Below are 19,718 nucleotides of genomic sequence, written 5' to 3' on the forward strand. Positions count from 1 at the left end.
TCACTCCTCGCCGATCTCCGCTCGCATCTTCCCGAGCGCGCGGCTCACGCGTTTGCGCGCCGCCGCCTCGTCGATCCCGCACGCCTGGGCCACCTCTCGGAAGCTGAGCCCCGCGTCGTACCGAAGCACCAAGGCCTCCCGCTCACTCGGCTTGAGCTTCGAGAGCGCGTCGCGCGCGCGCGTCGCCCTCTCCTTCTCCAGCGCGAGCTCGCCCGCGTCCGCACGTCCCGACGACGTGTCGTGCACCAGCCGGAGCCGCGCCTTCTGCCGCGCTTGCGTCTCGGAGAACCGACCGCAGATGCGACGCGCGATCCCGAACAGGAACGCCCGCACGCTTCCTTCTGCTCGGTACGTCGGGAACGCGTCGTACGCGGCCAGCAAGGTCTCTTGCACGAGCTCCTCGCTGTCCGCTTGCGAGCCCGTGAAGGCCATGCAAAGCCGACCGATCGGCGTTGCGTAGACCCGGGCGCACCGCGCGAGCGCCTCGCGATGGTTGCCCGCCGCGAGGAGCTCCTCGATGTCGCGCGCCTCCTCGGCGTGCGATCGGCCTTCCTTCATTTCTGCACGTGCCAGACCCGGGGCCATGGTTGCCTCTTCGCCTGCCATGTTGCTCGGAGCTCCTCTTTTGTGACCGCGACCGAAGCGATTCGCGCGAACCCCCGGAAAGCGACGTCGCGCGGACCCGGAGCGCCCCGCCCCGCGCCGTGGTAGGATCGAACGAGATCGCCGGCCCCTCGCCGGCGGCCCGGCCGCCCACGGCGCGACCTTTGCAGCGCCCCCGTCCACGCTACATCATCGCGCGAGCGCCGATCTCGCCGACGAGCTTCGAGGAGCGCCTCCCATGACGAATTTCCCCGCCTCGCCCGCCAAGTCCTCCACGTTCGGTCACACCTCCGGCGTGAAGAATCGTCAACGCTGGTCGATCGCGGGGTGCCTCGCCGTCCTCGCGCTCATGGCCCCGACGGCGGTCTTCGCCCAGCCGGCGCCCGCGGTCGCCCCGGCCGATGTCGAAGCCCCGCCGGTCGCACGGCCTCAGCCGAACGCGCCGCCGCGCCGCGTCGCGCCGCCCCCGCAATTGCCCGCCGCGATCCCTCCCGCGCCCACGCCCGCCGCAGAACCCAACACGCCCGCAGATCCCAACGCCAAGAAGGAGCCCTCCGTCGAGGAGAAGGCGCTCCGCGGCGTCGTGGCGATCGAGCGCGCCGGCCAGCCCCTCTCGCTCGGCGTCGCGCTCGCGGGCGACGGTCGGATCCTCGCGGCGCTCTCGCCGCTCGGCTCGGGCAACGATCTCGAAGCGCGCTTCGCCGACGGCGCCGTCGTCCGCGTCAAGCTCGGCCACCACGATCGCACGTGGGACCTCGCGCTGCTCGTCCCGCAGTCGGGGCGCTGGACCGAAGGGCTCGTCGCCTCCACGCGGGACCCGCTCCGCACCGACGCGACCATCCGCGGCTTCGCGATGGGGCCCAAGGGCAAACCCTCGGTCGCGCAGATGGTGATCCGCGGCCGGAAAAACCTCCTCGGCGCCGACGACGCCACGCTCGCGAACGCGTTCGAGCTCGGCTCGCGCATCTCGCCGCTCGACCTCGGCGCGCCGGTCATCGACGAGGACGGCCGCGTCGTCGCCCTCCTCGGCCGCGGCTGCTCCCCGAACGAAGGTCGCCCCTGCACCCCCGTCGCGTTCGGCATCCCGATGAACGCGATCCGCGGCTTCCTGCGCAGCGTCCCGCCGACCGCGGTCGCGCCTGCGGCTTGGCTCGGCATCCAGGGTTCGTCCGAGGTCGGCATGTTCGCCAAGGGCGTCCGTGTGCAGAGCATCCATCCGGACAGCCCCGCGGCCGAGGCCAAGCTCAAGGGCGGCGACGCGTCCGTGAGCGACATGATCGTCGCCGTCGACGGCGTGCCCGTGACGAGCCCCGAGCAGCTCGCGGAGGTCATCCGGACACACGCGGTCGGCGAGAAGGTGCCGCTTACGGTGTTTGGCCAGGGCAAGTATCGTCAGGTCACGGTCGTGCTCCGTCAGGCGCCCGATCCGCGCGCCGCACCGAAGGCGCCGCCGGCGCACCCGGCCGAGCTCCCGACGCTCGGCGATGCAGCGCCCCCCACGCAAGCCCGTCCCAGAGCGGACGGGCTCGACCGGAGGAGGTAAGGTCGATCCCATCTGATCCCCTTGGAAACGACGCCCGCGACGACCCCTCTCGCGGGATCTCGTTGACACCCCGCCGAACGATCCCGACCATGACGAGCGCGGCTCTCGGCTCCCCTCAAAGGAACGAGACAAGGCGAGCCGCTCCGTCCCCCACATTCGGTGAACCGTGGCTCAACAGCTCCGCATCGAGGTAGCCGGCGAGACGAACGTCGGCCGCAAGCGTAATCACAACGAAGACAACTTCGCGATCATGGCGGAGTACGGCCTCTTCATCGTGGCCGACGGCATGGGTGGTCATGCATCGGGCGAGGTCGCCTCGAAGATGGCCGTCGATGCGATGCAAGAGTTCTTCGCGCAGACGCAAGAGGATCCCGAGCGCACGTGGCCCTACAAGATGGACCGCACGAAGGGCTACGAGGAGAACCGCCTCATCACGGGCATCAAGCTCGCGAACCTGCGCATCTACGAGACCGCGCAACGCGAGTCGAAGAAGCGCGGCATGGGGACGACGTTCGTCGGCATCTTCACGGCCAACGACGGCGTGTACATCGCACACGTCGGTGACAGCCGCGTCTACCGGCATCGCGACGGCAAGCTCGAGTGCCTTACCGAGGACCACTCGCTGCTCAACGACTACATCAAGATGAAGCGCCTCACGCCCGAGGAGATCGCGAACTTCCCGCACAAGAACGTCATCGTTCGTGCGCTCGGGATGAAGGAGACCGTCAAGGTCGACACGCGCTTCGAGGTGCCCGCGGTCAACGACACGTACCTGCTCTGCTCCGACGGCCTCTCCGGCCCCGTGAGTGACCCCGAGATCGCCGACATCCTCTCGCGCCACGGCGACATCAAGACCGCGACGGCGAAGCTCATCGAGCGCGCCAACGAGAACGGCGGACCGGACAACGTCACGTGCGTCCTCGTCCGCTGGACGCTCTGACCCACGTCCCACGCGAACGACGTCTTACGCGCCGCACCCACGGCGCGTGAGGGCGTTTGTGCGCGCGGCGCGCGCGAGGATCACTTGCCCGTCGAGAGCATGATCGCCGCGACGATGCCGAAGCCGATCAGCGCGAACAGCACGCCGCCGAGCAGGAAGGGCCAGACGCGGCGCGGCGCGGGCTGCGAAGCAAGGTCGGTCGCGACCGGCTGCAGCCCGGTCTGCTGCTGCCACGGAGCCTGCTGCACCGGCGCGCTCATCGACCGCTGCGCGTAGGACTGCGAGGCCTCCGGGTACGATGCGTTCGGCATCGGCGTCTGCACCGGCGAGCCGTAACCCGGCGGCATGCTCGGCGACGCGGACACGGGCGGCTGCACCGCGCCGTACGTCCCCGAGTTCGCCGCGCCCATGTAACTGTTGGAGCTCGAACCATACTGCGACGGGCTCGGCCGCCCCGCGCTCGAACCCGACGGCTGCGGCAGCGGCGGCCACTGCGGGCCCCCTCCGTTCGGGTTCGGCATGAGCCGCGCGATGGGCATCGCGAGCGTCGCGGCCGCGTCGTCGGTCGTGTTCTCTGCCTCGATGGGCGGAGGCTCGGGGCGACGGATGTGCGGCTCGTGGCGCGTCACGTCGTACGGCATCGTCCCGCGGGGCCCGCCGCTCAGCGACGATGGCGTGTGGGAGGGCGCGGGCATCGTGTGCGCGGTCCCGAGCGCGGCGGGCTGCATGTACGAACCCGACGAACGCGGGCTCAGCTCGCGCCACGCGGCGAGCGCCTCCGTCGCGGTCTGGAACCTCTGGTCCGGGTCTCGCGCGAGCCCGCGCGCGACGAACGCCTCGAGCCGCGGATCGACGGGGCCGTCCATCGCGTCGCCGATTCGCCGCGGCGGCGCCTTGGCCTTCATCTCCACCATCACGAGCACGTTCTTCGCGAGGTAGGGGAGCTGCCCCGTCAGCGACTGGTAGATCATCGTCGTGCACGCGTAGATGTCCGCGCGCTCGTCGACCATCTTCGCCTTGCCGATCTGCTCGGGCGGCATGAACGAGAACGTCCCGAGGCTCTGCCCCATCTCCGTCAGCGTCTCGCCCTCCATCTCCTTCGGCAGCTTCGAGATGCCGAAGTCGAGGATCTTCACCCGCGTCGAACCGTCGGGGCGGCGCTCCAGGTAGATGTTCGAGGGCTTGAGGTCGCGGTGGATGATCTTCACGCGGTGCGCGTCCGCGAGGCCCATCCAGACCTGCTCGATGATGGTGTAGAGCTCGTCGAAGTGAATCGGCCCGGTGCGCTTCAGCCGATCGATGAGGCTCTCGCCTTCGAGCAGCTCGAAGACGAGCACGATGCCGAAGTTCGCGTCCTCCTCGACGTCGAGGACCTGCGTGACGTAGTCGCTGTTGATCGAGCCCGCCGCGCGCGCCTCGCGCCGGAAGCGCTCGACGGCCGAGTGCTTCGCCTTCGCGTCGGCGTGCAGCACCTTGATCGCCACCTGGCGCCCGGTGCGCGTGTTCTCCGCGGCGAACACCTCGCCCATGCCGCCGCGCCCGAGCGGGCGGATCACGCGGTAGCGACTCGCGATGAGGGTGCCGGTTTCGATCTCCAAACGCGCGCCTCGTCCCTTCGGACTAGAACGTTCCGACGGCCATCATGCCGCCGCCTTGCGGTATCGCCCATGGAGCGAAGGCGAACGACTCCTTCGGCGGCTCGGCCGGCTTCTTCTCGGGCCGCAGGACGAAGAGGACCGTCGCCGCCACGGCGCCCGACGCGGCCAGGCCGAAGCACACGTCCGCGACCGCGTTGAGCGTCACGACCTTCGAGCGCATGTCTTCGAGGACCTGCAGCTCCTCTTTGCTGTTCGCTTTCCCGTTCGACGCGTCGAAGTCGGCCCTCGCGCCCGTCGCGAGCGCGCCGCCGACGATCGCGCCGGCCACGCCCGCGGCGATCGCCGCGCCGCCGACGACGAACACCGTGATGGGCACCGGACGCGAGGGCTGCTCGGCGGGTTTGTCCTCGTTCCCGAGGAAGTCCTTCTCGGTAAAACCCTCGGCCGTCACGGGCTTGCCCTTGTCGAACTCGAACTCGCGATCGTACTTGCCGCCGTTCGTGATCTCGACCTTCCAGACCTGATCCGGCGCGCCTTCGACGCTCGCCTTGAACTCGTGCGTGCCGGGGTGGATGCCGATGCGCGTGCCCGTGAGCCCGATCGTGTAGCGGTTCGTGATCGGAAAGCCGCGCGCCGGCGTGCGCACGTCCGTGATGGTCACGCCCGGCCTGTCCGACTTCAGCGTCACCCACGCGACGACCGAGCGCAGCGCCTTGAGGTCGGTCTCCATCTGCTGTTTGTCCGCGGGGTCGAGCTGATCGCCCTTCGCTTCGAGGAATTTTTCGAGCAGGGAGATCGCCTCGCCGTCGCGTTCGAGCTCCATCGCGCAGAGGCCCATGCCCTTGACCGCGTTCATCGAGCCCGACAGGTCGAAGGCCTTCTTGAACTCGCGATACGCCTCCTCGCACTTGTGCCCGGAGGGATCGTTGTAGAAGGCGGCGCCCGCCTCCATGTGCTTCTTCGCTTCGACGAGGTTCGGATCCTCGGGCGCCGCAGGCTCGGCCGGAGGCTTTTTGCCGCCTTTGCCCTGCGCGAGGGCTGGGCATGCAGTGGCAAGCATGGCGAGAGCCGTGATCGCGGAGAACGTACGCGTCAGCGCGGACCGCATGCCCCAAAGGGTACCGCGGGTCGCGCAGGATCGGAAAGAGAACCGCAGGGATTCGGGGCGTGGCTCCGCTCGCGGAGCGCAGGCCCGCGCGTCGAACGACGCGGCGGCAGGGGGGCGTCTTACTCCTCGTTGGAGCGGAGCTTGGCGAGAACGCTGAGGTCTTCGAGGGTCGAGGTGTCGCCGGTGGTCTCGCGCCCGCTGGCCACGTCCTTCAGGAGGCGCCGCATGATCTTGCCGCTCCTCGTCTTCGGCAGCGCGTCGGCGAAGCGGATCTGATCCGGCCGGGCGAACTTGCCGATCTCCTGGCCGACGTGATTCGCGAGCTTGGTCGCGAGCTCCGGATTCGCTGAAAAGCCGGGGCGCAGCGAGACGAAGACCACGAGCGCCTGGCCCTTGAGGTCGTCCGGCCGGCCGACCGCGGCCGCCTCGGCCACGGCCGGATGCGAGACGAGCGTGCTCTCGATCTCCGCGGTGCCGATGCGATGTCCGGCGACGTTCAGGACATCGTCGATGCGGCCGACGACCCAGTAGTAGCCGTCCTCGTCACGTCGCGCGCCGTCGCCCGTGAAGTAGCAGCCCTCGATGTCGCTGAAGTACTGCTTGCGGAAGCGCTCGTCGTCGCCCCACACGGTGCGCAGCATCGACGGCCACGGGCGCTTGAGGACGAGCATGCCGCCCGCGTTCGCGCCGACGCTCGTGCCTTCCTTGGTCACGACGTCCGGCACCACGCCGAACATCGGGAGGCCCGTCGATCCGGGCTTCGCCGCGGCCGCGCCGGGCAGGGTCGTCATGAGGATCGAGCCCGTCTCCGTTTGCCACCACGTGTCGACGATGGGGCAACGCTCGCCGCCGATGTTCTTGTGGTACCAGATCCACGCCTCGGGGTTGATCGGCTCGCCGACGGAGCCGAGCAGGCGCAGGCTCGAAAGATCGCTCTTCTTCGGCCAGTCGTCGCCTTGGCGCATGAAGGCGCGGATCGCGGTCGGCGCGGTGTAGAGGATGGTCACGCCGTGCCGCTCGATGAGGCGCCAGAAGCGGCCCCAGTCGGGGAAGTTCGGCGCGCCTTCGTAGAGCAGACACGTCGCGCCGTTCGAGAGCGGGCCGTAGACGATGTAGCTGTGCCCGGTCACCCAACCGACGTCGGCCGTGCACCAGTAGACGTCGTCGTCGCGCAGGTCGAAGACGTACTTCGTGGTGACGTGCGTGCCGACGAGATACCCCGCGGTCGTGTGAAGCACGCCCTTCGGTTTGCCCGTCGATCCCGAGGTGTAGAGGATGAAGAGCGGGTGCTCGGCGTCGACGATCGTCGCCTCGCGGCGCGCGTGTCCGTTCGGATCGACGATGTCGTGCCACCACACGTCGCGCCCCTCGACCATCGTCACGGGGCACTTCTCGGCGCCGAGGTGACGCAGCACGACGGTCTTCTGCACGCTCGCCGATTGCGGCTGCGCGAGCGCCTTGTCGACCGTCGACTTCAGCTCGAGCACGTGGCCGCGCCGGTAGCCGCCGTCCTGCGTGATGACGACCTTCGCCTGGCAGTCGTGCACGCGGTCGCGGATCGCGTCCGCCGCGAAGCCGCCGAAGATCACGGTGTGCACGGCGCCGAGGCGCGCACACGCGAGCATCGCCACCGCGACCTCGGGCACCATGCCCATGTAGATCGCCACGCGGTCGCCCTTCTCCACGCCGAGCTTCGCGAGCGCGTCGGCGAAGAGCACGGTCTCGCGGTAGAGCTGCGCGTACGTGAGCGTGCGCGTCTCGCCGTACTCGCCCTCCCAGATGATCGCTGCCTTGTTCCGCGTCGGCGTCGACATGTGCCGATCGAGACAGCTCTCCGAGACGTTGAGCGTCGCGCCCTGGAACCACTTCGCGTGCGGGAGGTTCCATTCGACCGTCTGCGTCCACGGCGTGCGGAAGACGAGATCCTTTGCCTCGCGACGCCAGAACGTGTCCGGATCGTCGAGGCTTTCGCGGTAGAGCGCGTCGTAGGCCTCACGCGAGGTGATGCGCGCGCGCGCGGCAAACTCGGCCGGCGGATCGAACCGGCGCGTCTCCTTGAGCAAGCTGGTGATGGCTTCGTTCGACATGCGTCCTCCCGAGGCGGACGCGGAGGATACCGCCGCGCACGCACGAACCAAGACAAGGATCGCGTCCTAGCTTTGCCCGGGTTCGATCGCTCGCGACGCAGCCGCGACGCACGGCGTCACCAACCGCCGAGGCCCACGCGCGCGCCGAGGCCCAGGGTCACGCGCGGGTCGGCGAGCTCGACCTCGGCCGTGTCGGTCCCGCCGAGCAGGAGCGTCTGCTGCGCGGCGAGGCCGACCAGGACGCCGCTCCAGTCGAGCTCGAAGCCCGTGTCGAGGTTGATGAAGGCGACGCCGCCGGGGCTCTCGCCGCTGCCGAGCCAGTTGTACGCGAGGCCGCCGCCGATCGTGGCGACGAACCGCGCCTTGCGCCCGGGGCTCATGAGCCGCACGCCGCCGCCGAAGCGCGCCGAGTTCAGGCGGACCGTGCTGTCGCCGCTCTTCGTGGCGATGGGGTTGTTCGCGTAGTCGAAGATGAACTCGAGCCCGATCGGCGTGGAGATCCGGTAGCCGAGCCGCGCGCCGACCATGCCGCCCGCGCCCTCCTCGCCGAGCATCAGGAAGACGCCGCCCGTCGCGTTCGCGTACGCCCCGCGGAGGGGCGGCTCCGGCGGCTTCGCGATCTTGGGCGGCGGCGGAGGCGGGGTCGGGAGCGAGCGCGGCACGGCGATGGGCACACCGCCGACGTCGGGACGAACCTCCTGCGCTTTGCCGGCCACGACGAGCACCTGGAACGCGTACTCGGGGCCGCCCTGCCGATACATCTGCACGAGGTGCGTCCCCGGCTCGACGAGGCCGGCCCACTGCCCGAGCGCGAGCGGCACTTGATCGATCGCGATGGCCATCTCGGGGTCGTCCGTCTTCACGACGACCCACCCCTTGTTCGGCACGAGCGCGAGCTTGACGACCTTGTCCTGGTCCTTGCTCGTGATCGTGATCGTCTCCTCGGCGTCCTCGTACCCCTCGGCGCGCGCGCCGATGCGGTGCCGACCCGGGCCGAGCGGCAGCGGTTTGTCCGCGGTGCCGGGGGGCTGCGGCTCGTCGTCGACGAGGAGCACGGCGTGGGACGGCGAGAGCTCGACCTTCACGTACCCGATGAGCGCGCGCATCTCGGCGATCGCGCTCTCGGCGGCGGCTTTGTCCTCGGGCTCCATCGTGTCCGCGTGCTTGCGGAGCGCGAGCTCGAGGGCGGCGATGGCCTTCGGGTATGCGAAGAGGCTCTTGTGCGCGAGCGCGATGTTGACGAGCGGGCTCGCGCGCGGGCGTTCGGCGTAAGCGGCCTCGAACTCCACGACGGCGGCGGCGAAGTTGCCGTCGCCGTAGAGCTTCACGCCGTTCGCCATGTGCTGCTTGTACGCGTCGGAGAGCGGCGCGTTTTCGGCCTTGGGCTCCCCGGCCGCGACGGCATCGGGCGCGATCGTGGCGAGCGCGATCGTGATGGCGAGGGCCGCGTGGGACCTGGATCGACCGAGGAGCGAGCTCATTCCACCTTCAGCTTGAGCTGCGGGGCGACGCCCTGGACCTTCGTCGTCGCCGTCTTCGCGCTCGTCAGCGGAGGCGTGGTCGCCGGCTGCTTGGCGTTCGCGGTCTTCGTGGTCTTTTTCGTCGAGGTCGGCGTCGTTCGAGGCGTCTGCGCGGACGCGCCCGCGGGTGTGTTCGTCGCGAGGGGCTCTGGCGTCGACGCACCTGCGGGGTTCGTCTCGCTCGTCTGCGCGGGCTCGGGAGGCGTCTCCTGCGTGGGCGCGGGCGCCGTTTCGACGCGCGTCTCGATCGTCGCGTTCGTGGTGGGAACGGTCGACGCGGGCGCGGGCGGCACCGGCGTGCTGCGGCTGTAGACGACCCCCGCGCCGATCAAAAGCGCCGCGGCGCCTGCACCCAAGCCGATCCAGAGCGCGCGGGATCGCTCCTTCCCGCCGCTCGCGCCGCTGCTCGTCGACCAGCCCACGCGGGACGGTCCGCCCGTGCCGACCTCCTCCGCGGGCCGCGTCGAGGCCTCGTTCGTCTGCGCGACGCGCGGCGTGTTCCGCGCGAGGTCCGGCGACGAACGCGAGCTCGTGTCGCCGCCGACGCGAAGCGCGCGCGCCGGGAGCACGCCGCCGGACGCCGCGCCGATCGCTTCGAGCATCTCGCGGGCGTTCGCGAAGCGTTTGTCGCGGTTGCGCTTGAGCGCCTTCACGAGGAAACGCGCCACGCTCTCGGGCACCTCGGGGTTCCACGTGCGCACGTCGGGCGCGGCCTTCGTGCAGATGTTCACGATGACCTGCTCGTACGACTGCCCCTCGTGCGGCGGCCTCCCCGTGAGGCACTCGTAGAGGATCGCGCCCGTGGACCAGAGGTCCGTGCGCTCGTCGACGTCGGGCAACGCCTGCGATTGCTCGGGCGACATGTAGAACGGCGTGCCGAGCACGGTGCCTTGCCGCGTGATCGTTTTTTCGGGCACGCCGCCCGTGCGTCGCACCTTGGAGATGCCGAAGTCGAGGATCTTGACGAAGTCGGTCTCGTCGTCGCGCTCGGCCAAGAAGACGTTGTCGGGCTTGAGATCACGATGAACGATGCCCGCCTCGTGGGCGCGGCAGAGGCCGCGGAGGAGCTGCGCGATCACGCCGAGCGCGGCTTCGAGGTCGAGCCGTCCGAGGCGCTTGATCCGGTGGCCGAGGTCCTCGCCGCGGAGCAGCTCCATCACGATGAAGGGTTGACCGTCGTCGGTGACGCCCGAGTCGAAGATCGTGACGATGTGCGCGCTCTCGACTGCGCTCGCGGCCGCGGCCTCGCGCTGGAAACGCGCCACGGCGTCGGCGTTGCGGGCGAGCTCGGGGTCGACGAACTTCATCGCGACGCGCTTGCCGATGCTCGTGTTCAGCGCTTCGTACACCGCGCCCATGCCGCCCCGCGCGACGAGGCGGACGATCTTGTACTTGCCCACGTCACGACCGACGAGCGAGCCGTCGCTCGTCGGGGCGTCGGGCAGCGGAGCGTCGGCAGCGGGCATGCGGGTCATCGAGGCCGGGTCGACCTCGTCCCCCCATGGACGAGTGAACGAGAGAAAACCTTCGGCCGATCGGGCCGAGCTTATCACCGCTCCCCCGGGGCGTGCACGATCTCGACGAAACGGCGTCTCTAACGAGGCAGCGGCGACAGATCCGGCGGGGGGGTCTCGCCGAGCAACGCGTCGAGCTTTCCGTTTTGATCGAGCGCGGCCACGTCCGTAAATCCGCCCACGGGGCGGCTGTTGATGAACACCTGCGGCACCGTGCGCTGGCCCGTGGCCTCCGAGAGCCAGCGGCGGAGGTCGGGCCGTGTGTCGACGTCGATTTCCTCGAAGCGTACGTTCTTCCGAGAAAGCAAGGCTTTCGCGCGCTGGCAGTAGGGGCACCAAGGGGTCGTGTAGACGGCGACGTCGGCTGGCATGATGCTGGACATTTCGGTTCTACCAGCGACGAGCGCAAGGGGTGGATGCGTGCTCGGTCGGTTGGTGGACGGATGGAGGGGGTGGGGGGACGAGGGGTCGCTGGGGGAAGCGAGGGGGCGGCGGGCCGGTGGTTGTGTGAGCAACGCAGGGGCTCGACGACCTCGTTCGTGTCGCTTCACCTGGCAAGGTCGAGGGCATCTTTGGCGGCGACGAGCTTGTCCGTGGTGCGGACCCCCAGTACGTCTGGGCCTCGGAGCACAGAGAGGTGTCATGAAGCCGCCGATGTTCCAGCTAGAAACGGACGGAGATCCGCAGGAGGCCGTGGCGCAGGTCTACCGTGCCGCGGGCTTCGAGGTCGAGCGGCGCGTCGGCGATGCGCCTGGCACGGTCGAATGGTTTGCTTCTTCCACGGGGTTTCCCCGCGTGCGCACCTACTTCCGGGTCTTGCCGAAGGTCCCCGAGGACCTCGCACGTGAACTCGCGGAACTCACCGCCATTTGCCAGGTCACCGCTTCCGACCGCGCGATCGGGATCGTGCTGGAGGGCGAGTTGCCCGAGGGCTACGAGCCCAACCTCGCCACGGCGACGTCCGCGGCCCTGATCACCATCCGGCAATGGGTGCTGGAGGTCACGGGTATCGCAACCAAAGCGAGAGAGCTCGTCCGTACGATGGACGCGGCTGCGGCAGGCCTCTACTTCCCCCGGAGAGCGCGGCTCGCATCGGGCGAGGAGGTGGACGCGGATGTGTTCATCGCTCGCTGGGCAGACGAGTCGGTCGACTCCACACTCATCGTTGTCGGACCAGGGAAGAGGACGACGGTGTCCCATGCCGCATGGAGCCTCGCTCGTCGGTTCGAGGAGCGGCCGGACGTCGTGACTCCGCCCATCATGTCGTACGCGGGTGAACGGTCTTTTCACCTGCCCAGCGTCGTGGTCGTGGCGGACGCCAGGCATTACGACCGCCCACCGCCCACGCGTAGCCTGCTGTATTGGAGCGATCGTAGCGACAAGACCCTGCTCACGGCGCCTGGCATCGTCGTGCTGCGGTTGCTACCGCCCCGCGCAGACGAGATCGAGCGTTGGTTCGAGCGGCATCTCGAACCACGCCCGTCCTTCGATCGCTTCCTCGCGGCGCGCAGGACCAGCAAGGACTTCGCTGATCTCTCGAATGTCCTCGGAAACCTCGTGCTCCTGCGGGACACGATCCGTGCCCTGCCGACCCCTGCCTCCGATGCGACGCCCATCGAGGCATGGATCGTCGTGGTGGCCGCTGCTCATGTCGGCCAGGTGGCGTCGACCGTATCGCAGGATTGGGGTCGTGACCGCGCCAGCGCCTCCGATCTCGAGGATCTCGCCCTGGAGCAGTTTGCGATCGGCAAAGCAGCGTCCCGAAGGTTCCTGCTTCCTTGGGAATCCTATGGCTGGTTGGACCGGGAAGGCGAGCTCTTCTCCAACCAGCTCGTCATGCACTTCTTCCTCGCCCGGAAGATCGTCCGCGAGGTCCGCGCTGGTCACGACGACGTGCTCCTTCGGTACCAGTTCCCTCGGGAGGTCTTTCTCTTCCTGACCGTCATCGCACCGGACGTCGCCGCACGGCTCACGGACAGCGCCGTCGCCGGCATGGAGCAGCGGATCCGCGAGGAGGCCGAGCGCATCGCGCAGCTCGGGTTCGCGCATCGGCTCAATCGTCCGGTCGGCGCGATGCGCCAGCACCTCGGCGAGATCCGTGACGCGCTCGACAAGGAGCAACGAGCATCGCTCGCGCGTCCCTTCGCCAGACTCGAAGAGGAGATCGACTACATCGAGCGGCTCACCGAAAAGACACGTATCTGGGAGGCAGGGCCCACGGGCACCAAGGCGAACGTCGTGCTCCGTCCGCTCGTCGAGGACGAACTCGCGCCCCTCACACGACGCTACACGGAGGTCGATACGCTCGTCGAGGTCCCGAGCGAGCTCCACGTCGAGGCGATCTCCGACGCGCTCCACGAGACGCTGCACTGCCTCCTCGAAAACGCCTTTCACGCGGTCCTGTGCAGCACGCGGGCGACGGTTCGAAGGATCGTGGTCTCGGGGAGTCGCACGGGCGACGTGATCCGCCTGGAGATCCGCGACAGCGGCGACGGCGTGAACTCCGGCGACCGCGATCGCATCTTCGAACCGTTCAACACGAACAAGACGGGCGGCGCCGGCAAGCCTCGCGGCACGGGCCTCGGTCTTGCGATCGCCAAGCGCTTCGTGGAAAGGATGGGGGGCCGGATCGGCCTAGATCCTGCGCACGAGGAGACCTGCTTCTTCATCGAGCTGGTCGCGGGCAAGGAGGACGGATGAGTGACGCTGCGAAGCGGATCCTGCTCGTCGAGGACGACGATCAGAACGCGGAAGACTACACGGACTGGCTGAAGACCGCCGGCTACGAGGTCGAGCGCGCCCGCGCCGCCGAGGACGGCCTCACGCTCGCCGAATCGTTCCGCCCGGACGTCGTCGTCCTCGACCTCCAGATCCCTTCTCAGCCGGGGCGGACCGACGAGGACACGCGGTTCGGGCTCGCCACGCTCGAAGGGCTCATCCACGCCGATCCGTTCCGGCCCGTCGTGATCGCCACCGCGCACAAGAACAACCCCGAGCTCATGCGCGAGATCATGCAGCGCACGCGGGGCGGTCAGTTCCTCTTCAAGAGCGAGCGCGATCTGAAGGGCGCTTTGCTCCGCTCGGTCGTGCTCGCACTCGCGAGCCCTGTCTACGTCGGGAGCCGCGCGGTTCGCGCGTTCGAGGCCCTCGTCGAAAAGAACGAGAAGGAGGACAAGTACCGCGACTTCTTGAAGAAGAACTGGCGCATCCTGCTCGGCCCGAAATATCGCGACTGCCGCTCCCCACACGAGGTCGGTCGCGGCGCCGAGGTCGATCTGCTCTTCGTCCGGCATGACGGCTTTCCGGACCTCTGGGAGCTGAAGCGCCCCGATCAGCCGGTGTTCAAGGCGTACAACAACGGTCGCCTCCACCAGAGCGAGGAGTGCTCCCGCGCGGTCGGTCAGGTCATCGAGTACCTCGATCTGGCCGAGAAGCAGCCCTCCGGTCCGAACAGCTACGAGGTGCAGCGCGGGATCCGCGTCGACCTCAACCGACCGCGCGGATACGTGGTCATCGGCCGGCGCAAGGACGAGCGCGAGCGCGACCGCCTCGCCTTGGAAAACAGCTTCCTCGCCGGGATCACCATCCTCACGTACGACGACCTGCTCGAAGGCGCGCGGGAGGTGCTGACCTTCCTGCGCGACTACAGAAACGGGGACGCAGGGACCTGACGAGGCCGGGGATGTGCGCGAGGGCTCGGCGAAGCGCCAAGCGAGGGTCGGACGAGGTCAGGTGGCGAAAGGCGAAGCGCCAAGCACGGGGGAGCAGAGCCAAGCGGGGGCTCGGCGAATCGCCACGGACCGTTCCTTCGCGCCAGGGTCGTGCTTGGCGAAGCGCCAAGGAGAGGTCGGGAGGGCCGGTCGCCGGGATGGCGACGCGCCAAGGAGAGGTCGGAACAGGTCGAACGGTGCTTGGCGCAGCGCCAAGGAGGCGTCAGAGAACTCCGGGGTGCGCTTGGCGCAGCGCCGAAGAAACGTCCGAGGACGCCCGGGTGCGCTTGGCGCAGCGCCAGGGAGGCGCGAGGGCTCCCGAGGGTTGCTTGGCGATGCGCCGAGCGCCTCCGAGGGGGCTCGGGGATGTCAGGACCGAGCGACGGCGGCGCCTATCCAGACCATGACGGGATCCGCTACCCTGCGACCGCCCTTTGGGGGAAGGGGAAGCCATGGGCGAATACCAGGACGACGAGCTGAGTGCGGACAGCGAAGACGAGGTCGGGATGCTCACGGACGTTCCCCTGCCTCGCATCGAGCGCATCGAGATCAGCGGGTATCGACCGTTCTCGACGTTCGTTGCTTCTCCGGGTCCGCTCACCGTGCTCATCGGCGCGAATGCGTCGGGCAAGTCGAGCCTCTTCGATGCGCTGCGGCTCCTCACGTATGCCGCGCAAAGCCCACTGCCGCCGGAAATCGATCCGCGACTCGGCACTTCGGCGGCCTTGTTCCACGCAGGGGGGCCCCCTCGAATCGATCTCGGGATCCGCACGCAGCTCGCGGGGCGATCGCTGCGTTACGAGGTGAGCGTGGAGGGACCCGTGGGGACACCACGGATCGCGAGGGAGCTTCTCGCCACGGCGCCGACGGATCCCGAGGCGAAGCCCCACGCATTCCTCGACTTTCACTACGGCACGGGTCGCGTCGCCGCGAGCGAGGATGCCGTCCGAACGCCGCAGTGGACGATGTCCCCGAACGAGCTCGCCCTTCGCCGCGCCTTGTTCCCGGATCTCGACGTTCCTGCGAAGTTCCAGGGGTTCGTTTCGTCGTGGCGGTTCTACGGAGACATCGACGTCTCGCCCGGGGCGGCGACGCGGCGACCTGCGTACGTCGATGAATTCGCGGTGCCAGCCGAGGACGGGGGGAACCTCAGCGCCGTGCTGAGTTCGCTGTTCCTCGAGCATCCCGACGCGTGGGGCGAACTCGAAACAGCGCTTCGATCTGCCATCCCCGGCTTTGAATCCATCACGGTAAAGCCCCGCGGCGCCAAGGGGATGGTCATCGGCGTGTGGCGTGAGCGCGGTGTGAAAGACGAGCTCACGCTGGTCGATCTGTCCGACGGGACGCTGCGATTGCTCTGGTGGCTCGCGCTCGCGTTCTCACCGAAGCTGCCGCCCGTCGTGTGCATCGACGAGCCCGAACTCGGGCTACATCCGCGTGTGCTGCCCATCCTGGCGGGCGCGTTCAAGCTGGCATCGGCGCGCTCGCAGCTCCTCATCGCCACACACTCGCCGCACTTCCTCTCGCAGTTCGAGCTCGAAGACATCGCGGTCATGCGCAAGGAGGACGGGCGCGCGAGGTTCGTGCGTCCTGCGACGAGCGATGCGCTTCGGCGCGAGGTCGCGGAGATCGGGGGCGAGGCGATCGCCAAGCTGTTCCTGAGCGAGGAGCTCGAGGTCCTGCCGTGAAGGTCATCGTCTACGTCGAAGGTCCTTCCGACAAGAGCGCCCTCGAAGCACTTCTCAAGCCGATCATCGAGGAGGGTAGACGCAACGGAAGAGGGATCAGCTTCTCTCCCCAGGGCGGCAAGGCACAGATCCTCAACGATGTTCCCAGGAAGGCAGCCGAACACCTGAAGCAGCACCCCCAAGATTGGGTCTTCGTGCTGCCTGACCTCTACCCGATGGCGTATTACGACGGTGGCCCAAACGAGCACCGCTCGTTCCCCGCGTTGCGGCAGCTTTTACAGGACAAGTTCAAGAGGTGGGCAGATAAATTCGGTCTGTCCGTGGAGACCCTCGACCACTTTCGTGTGCACTGCCTGAAGCATGATCTGGAGGCGTTGTTGCTCGCGGCGCCGGATGCACTTCGCGCCCGGCTCAAGACGAAGGACAAGCTTCATGGGCACTGGCGGATGCCCGTCGAGGACCAGAACGACAACAAGCCCCCCAAACGTGTGGTCGAGGCGCTCTTCGAGAAATATCGGGAGAAGCCCAAGTACATCGACACGATCGACGCCGTCTGGATCCTCGGCCGTGCCGTGTTCTCCGACGTCGAATCCGCCTGTCCGCAGAACTTCGCCCCCCTCGTCCGGGAGCTGCGGAGCATCGCGGCGGATGGCGCCCTCCCGTGACCCGACCTAGAAGCACGACGCGCCGTCCCTTGCGCGCGCGGTTCACCTGGTGAGAAAAAGGACCCATGGCCGACACCGAGGGCACAATCCACCTCGAACGCTTCACGAACGACGCGAGGCAAATCGTCGCGGGCGCGCAGGCGCTCGCCGACGACCGGAAGCACGCCGAGGTCTCGCCGCTGCACCTGCTCGTGCGTTTGCTCGAACGGGATCGCGGCGTCCTCGAGGTCTTCCGGCGCGCCGGCGCCGACCCGAACGAGACGATGAACCTCGCGGAGGCGGCCCTCCGGCGTCAGCCGAAATCGACGGGCGGCGTCTCGTACGTGGACGCCCGGCTGCTCGATCTGCTCGGGCGGGCCGAGCGCGAGGCGACGCGGGACAAGTTGCCGAATGTCGGCATCGAGCACCTCCTGCACGCGCTGGCGCAGGAGATCCGCGGGCCGGCGGGGGAGATCCTCTCGTCGTTCGGCATCAGCCCGGGCGCGTTCCGCCCGCACCTCGGCGCGCTCGCGGAGGGCGAAGCGAAGTCGCCGGCCCCGCGGGATTCGAGCGCGGCGGTCGTCACGAGCGCAGCGGGGAGCACCGAGGCGAACGGCTACACGCGGGACCTCGTGGCCGACGCGCGCAAGGGCCTCTTCGATCCGGTGATCGGTCGTGACGGGGAGGCGCGGCGGTTGCTCCAGATCCTGGAGCGCCGTTTCAAGAACCATCCGCTCGTCGTGGGGGAGCCGGGCGTCGGCAAGTCGGCGTTGATCCGCGGGCTCGCCGATCGCATCGCGCGTGGCGACGTGCCGTCGAACCTCGCGGGCGCGCGCCTCTACGAGCTCGACACGGGCGCGCTCGTCGCGGGCGCGAAGCTGCGCGGCGAGATCGAGCAGCGCCTCAAGGCCCTCATCGACAAGCTGCGCAGCGTGCAGGACGCCGAGACCATCCTCGTCGTCGAGGACATCGACGCGCTCTTCGGCCAGGGCGTGCAGGGCTCGGGTGTCGGTGATCTCCTGAAGCCGCTGCTCGCGCGGAGCGAGATCCGCATTCTCGCGACCACCACGACCGAGGGCATCCGCAAGCTGAACGAGCGGGATGCTTCGATCCTGCGGCGCTTCGCGGTGGTGAACATGGAGCCGCCGTCGATCGAACAGGCGACCGAGATCCTGCGCGGCGTCGCCACGAAGTACGAGGCGCACCACCGCGTGCGCATCGGCGAGAGCGCGATCCTCTCGGCCGTGAGCCTCGCCAAGCGTTACCTCTCGGATCGCGCGCTGCCGGACACGGCGGTGGATCTCCTCGACGAGACCAGCGCGCGCAAACGCGTCGAGGTCGACGGCGTGCCCGCGGAGGTCGACGCGCTGAGCCGCCGCGTTGATGCGCTGAAGGCGCAGATCGCGGCGCTCGCGGACGACGAGGATCGGCTGAGCGTGCAGGCGCGGCAGCGGCTGGAGAAGGAGCTCGGCGAGGTCGAGCCGCGCGCGAAGGAGATGCGGACGAACATCGCGGCGCGGCGTGGGGTCGTCGCGGCCGTGCAGTCGATCCGCAAGGAGTTCGCGGCGGCGAACGAGGCCCTCGCGACGGCGCAACGCGAGAAGAACTACGCGCGGATCGGCGAGATCGAGCACGTGACCTTGCCCGAGATCCGTCGACGTCTGGAGACGGCCGAGGGGGCCGCGAAGCGCGAGGGCGCCGAGAGCGGCGCGAACATGGTCACGGAGAACGACGTGGCCGGCACGCTCGCCGAGTGGACGGGCATCCCGGTCGCGAAGATGCTCGAAGGCGAGTCGGAGAAGCTGCTCAAGATGGAAGAGCGGCTCGCGCGCCGCGTGGTCGGTCAGGACGAGGCCGTGCGCGCGATCGCCCGCGCCGTGCGCCGCGGCCGCGTGGGCCTGCGCGATCCGGGCAAGCCCATCGGCTCGTTCCTCTTCCTCGGGCCGAGCGGTGTCGGCAAGACCGAGCTCGCCAAGGCCCTCGCCGAGTTCTTGTTCGACGACGAGCAGGCGCTCACGCGGCTCGACATGAGCGAGTTCATGGAGCGGCACATGGCGCAGCGCCTCATCGGCGCGCCGCCCGGCTACGCCGACAGCGAGCAAGGCGGCTTCTTGACCGAGGCGGCGCGGCGCAGGCCCTACAGCGTCCTGCTCTTCGACGAGGTCGAGAAGGCGCACGCGGACGTGTTCAACCTGCTCCTCCAGATCCTCGACGACGGCCGCCTGACCGACGGTCGTGGCAGGACGGCGGATTTTTCGAACACGGTCGTGATCATGACCTCGAACATCGGTTCGAAGCGGATCCTGGAGACCGACGCGAAGCTCTTCGGCACCGAGGACGGGCGTGACGCGATTCGCGACGTGCTCTTCGAGGAGCTGAAGAACTTCTTCCGGCCGGAGTTCTTGAATCGAATCGACGACATCGTCGTGTTCAAGGCCCTGACGAAGCAGGATCTGCGCGGCGTCGTCGACATCCAGCTCCGGCGGCTCGAGCGGCTCCTGGCGGATCGAGAGATCAAGGTGCAGCTCGACGACGCGGCGAAGGACCTGCTCGTCGACATCGGCTACGAGCCCTCGCTCGGCGCGCGCCCGCTGAAGCGCGCCATCCTGAAAGAGCTGCAAAACCCGCTCGCCGAGGCGATCCTCGCAGGCGGCTACAGCCCCGGACAGGTCGTGCACGTCCGCGGCGCCGACGGTTCGTTCTCCTTCACCAAGGTCTGAGCGCGGCGCGTCGACTGACGCGTTGCGTCGGCGGGACCCATCC

The 19,718-nt window shown here is 68.8% G+C and carries 14 protein-coding genes; 7 read left to right on the forward strand and 7 right to left on the reverse strand.

Annotated features, from left to right (window positions below; translation table 11 throughout):
* On the reverse strand, positions 1-558 hold the full coding sequence (locus E8A74_RS35330; RefSeq protein WP_232379900.1) for an RNA polymerase sigma factor: 558 nt from the start codon (positions 556-558) through the stop codon (positions 1-3).
* Positions 559-841: 283 nt separating this feature from the next.
* Here E8A74_RS35330 and E8A74_RS35335 point away from each other — a divergent pair, with 283 nt between their 5' ends.
* Together E8A74_RS35335 and E8A74_RS35340 are read left to right on the forward strand one after the other, a co-directional pair.
* The gene (locus E8A74_RS35335; RefSeq protein WP_136933488.1) at positions 842-2,146 is read left to right on the forward strand and encodes a S1C family serine protease; all 1,305 of its coding nucleotides are present in this window, start codon (positions 842-844) and stop codon (positions 2,144-2,146) included.
* Between the two features lie 166 nt (positions 2,147-2,312).
* Positions 2,313-3,086, forward strand: coding sequence for a Stp1/IreP family PP2C-type Ser/Thr phosphatase (locus E8A74_RS35340; RefSeq protein ID WP_136933489.1), 774 nt, complete (start codon positions 2,313-2,315; stop codon positions 3,084-3,086).
* Between the two features lie 80 nt (positions 3,087-3,166).
* On the opposite strand, the gene E8A74_RS35345 is transcribed toward E8A74_RS35340, so the two are convergent.
* The 6 genes from E8A74_RS35345 to grxC all read right to left on the reverse strand — a co-directional run bounded on the left by E8A74_RS35345 (position 3,167) and on the right by grxC (position 11,296).
* Entirely contained in the window at positions 3,167-4,684 is a 1,518-nt protein-coding gene (locus E8A74_RS35345; protein ID WP_136933490.1) for a serine/threonine-protein kinase, read from the reverse strand.
* A 22-nt stretch (positions 4,685-4,706) separates the two neighbouring features.
* Positions 4,707-5,744, reverse strand: a complete 1,038-nt coding sequence (locus tag E8A74_RS35350; protein WP_136933491.1) for a hypothetical protein — start codon at positions 5,742-5,744, stop codon at positions 4,707-4,709.
* A gap of 167 nt (positions 5,745-5,911) precedes the next feature.
* A complete protein-coding gene (acs, locus tag E8A74_RS35355; RefSeq protein WP_136933492.1) occupies positions 5,912-7,879 on the reverse strand; it encodes an acetate--CoA ligase in 1,968 nt (655 codons plus the stop codon).
* Between the two features lie 116 nt (positions 7,880-7,995).
* Positions 7,996-9,360 (reverse strand): hypothetical protein, encoded by a 1,365-nt coding sequence (locus E8A74_RS35360; protein ID WP_136933493.1) that lies wholly within the window; start codon positions 9,358-9,360, stop codon positions 7,996-7,998.
* Positions 9,357-10,865: a serine/threonine-protein kinase gene (locus tag E8A74_RS35365; protein WP_136933494.1), complete on the reverse strand. Its 1,509-nt coding sequence runs from the start codon at positions 10,863-10,865 to the stop codon at positions 9,357-9,359. Before E8A74_RS35365 ends, E8A74_RS35360 begins: the two co-directional genes overlap by 4 nt.
* A 128-nt stretch (positions 10,866-10,993) precedes the next feature.
* Positions 10,994-11,296, reverse strand: coding sequence for a glutaredoxin 3 (grxC, locus tag E8A74_RS35370; protein ID WP_232379901.1), 303 nt, complete (start codon positions 11,294-11,296; stop codon positions 10,994-10,996).
* A gap of 271 nt (positions 11,297-11,567) precedes the next feature.
* Between grxC and E8A74_RS35375 the strand changes: the two genes are divergently transcribed.
* The 5 genes from E8A74_RS35375 (at position 11,568) to E8A74_RS35395 (ending at position 19,675) form a co-directional block, all read left to right on the forward strand.
* Positions 11,568-13,613 (forward strand): sensor histidine kinase, encoded by a 2,046-nt coding sequence (locus E8A74_RS35375; protein ID WP_170229604.1) that lies wholly within the window; start codon positions 11,568-11,570, stop codon positions 13,611-13,613.
* Positions 13,610-14,584 carry a Shedu anti-phage system protein SduA domain-containing protein gene (locus tag E8A74_RS35380; RefSeq protein WP_136933496.1) on the forward strand — a complete coding sequence of 325 codons (975 nt, stop codon included), beginning with the start codon at positions 13,610-13,612 and terminating at the stop codon, positions 14,582-14,584. The genes E8A74_RS35375 and E8A74_RS35380 overlap by 4 nt, the downstream gene beginning before the upstream one ends.
* A 491-nt stretch (positions 14,585-15,075) precedes the next feature.
* Positions 15,076-16,311, forward strand: a complete 1,236-nt coding sequence (locus E8A74_RS35385; RefSeq protein ID WP_136933497.1) for an AAA family ATPase — start codon at positions 15,076-15,078, stop codon at positions 16,309-16,311.
* Positions 16,308-16,976, forward strand: a complete 669-nt coding sequence (locus E8A74_RS35390) for a DUF4276 family protein (protein ID WP_170229605.1) — start codon at positions 16,308-16,310, stop codon at positions 16,974-16,976. Before E8A74_RS35385 ends, E8A74_RS35390 begins: the two co-directional genes overlap by 4 nt.
* 65 nt (positions 16,977-17,041) lie before the next feature.
* Positions 17,042-19,675 (forward strand): ATP-dependent Clp protease ATP-binding subunit, encoded by a 2,634-nt coding sequence (locus E8A74_RS35395; protein ID WP_136933499.1) that lies wholly within the window; start codon positions 17,042-17,044, stop codon positions 19,673-19,675.
* Positions 19,676-19,718 lie beyond the last annotated feature (43 nt).

The sequence above is a fragment of the Polyangium fumosum genome (assembly GCF_005144585.1).
Classification (GTDB): Bacteria; Myxococcota_A; Polyangia; order Polyangiales; family Polyangiaceae; genus Polyangium; species Polyangium fumosum.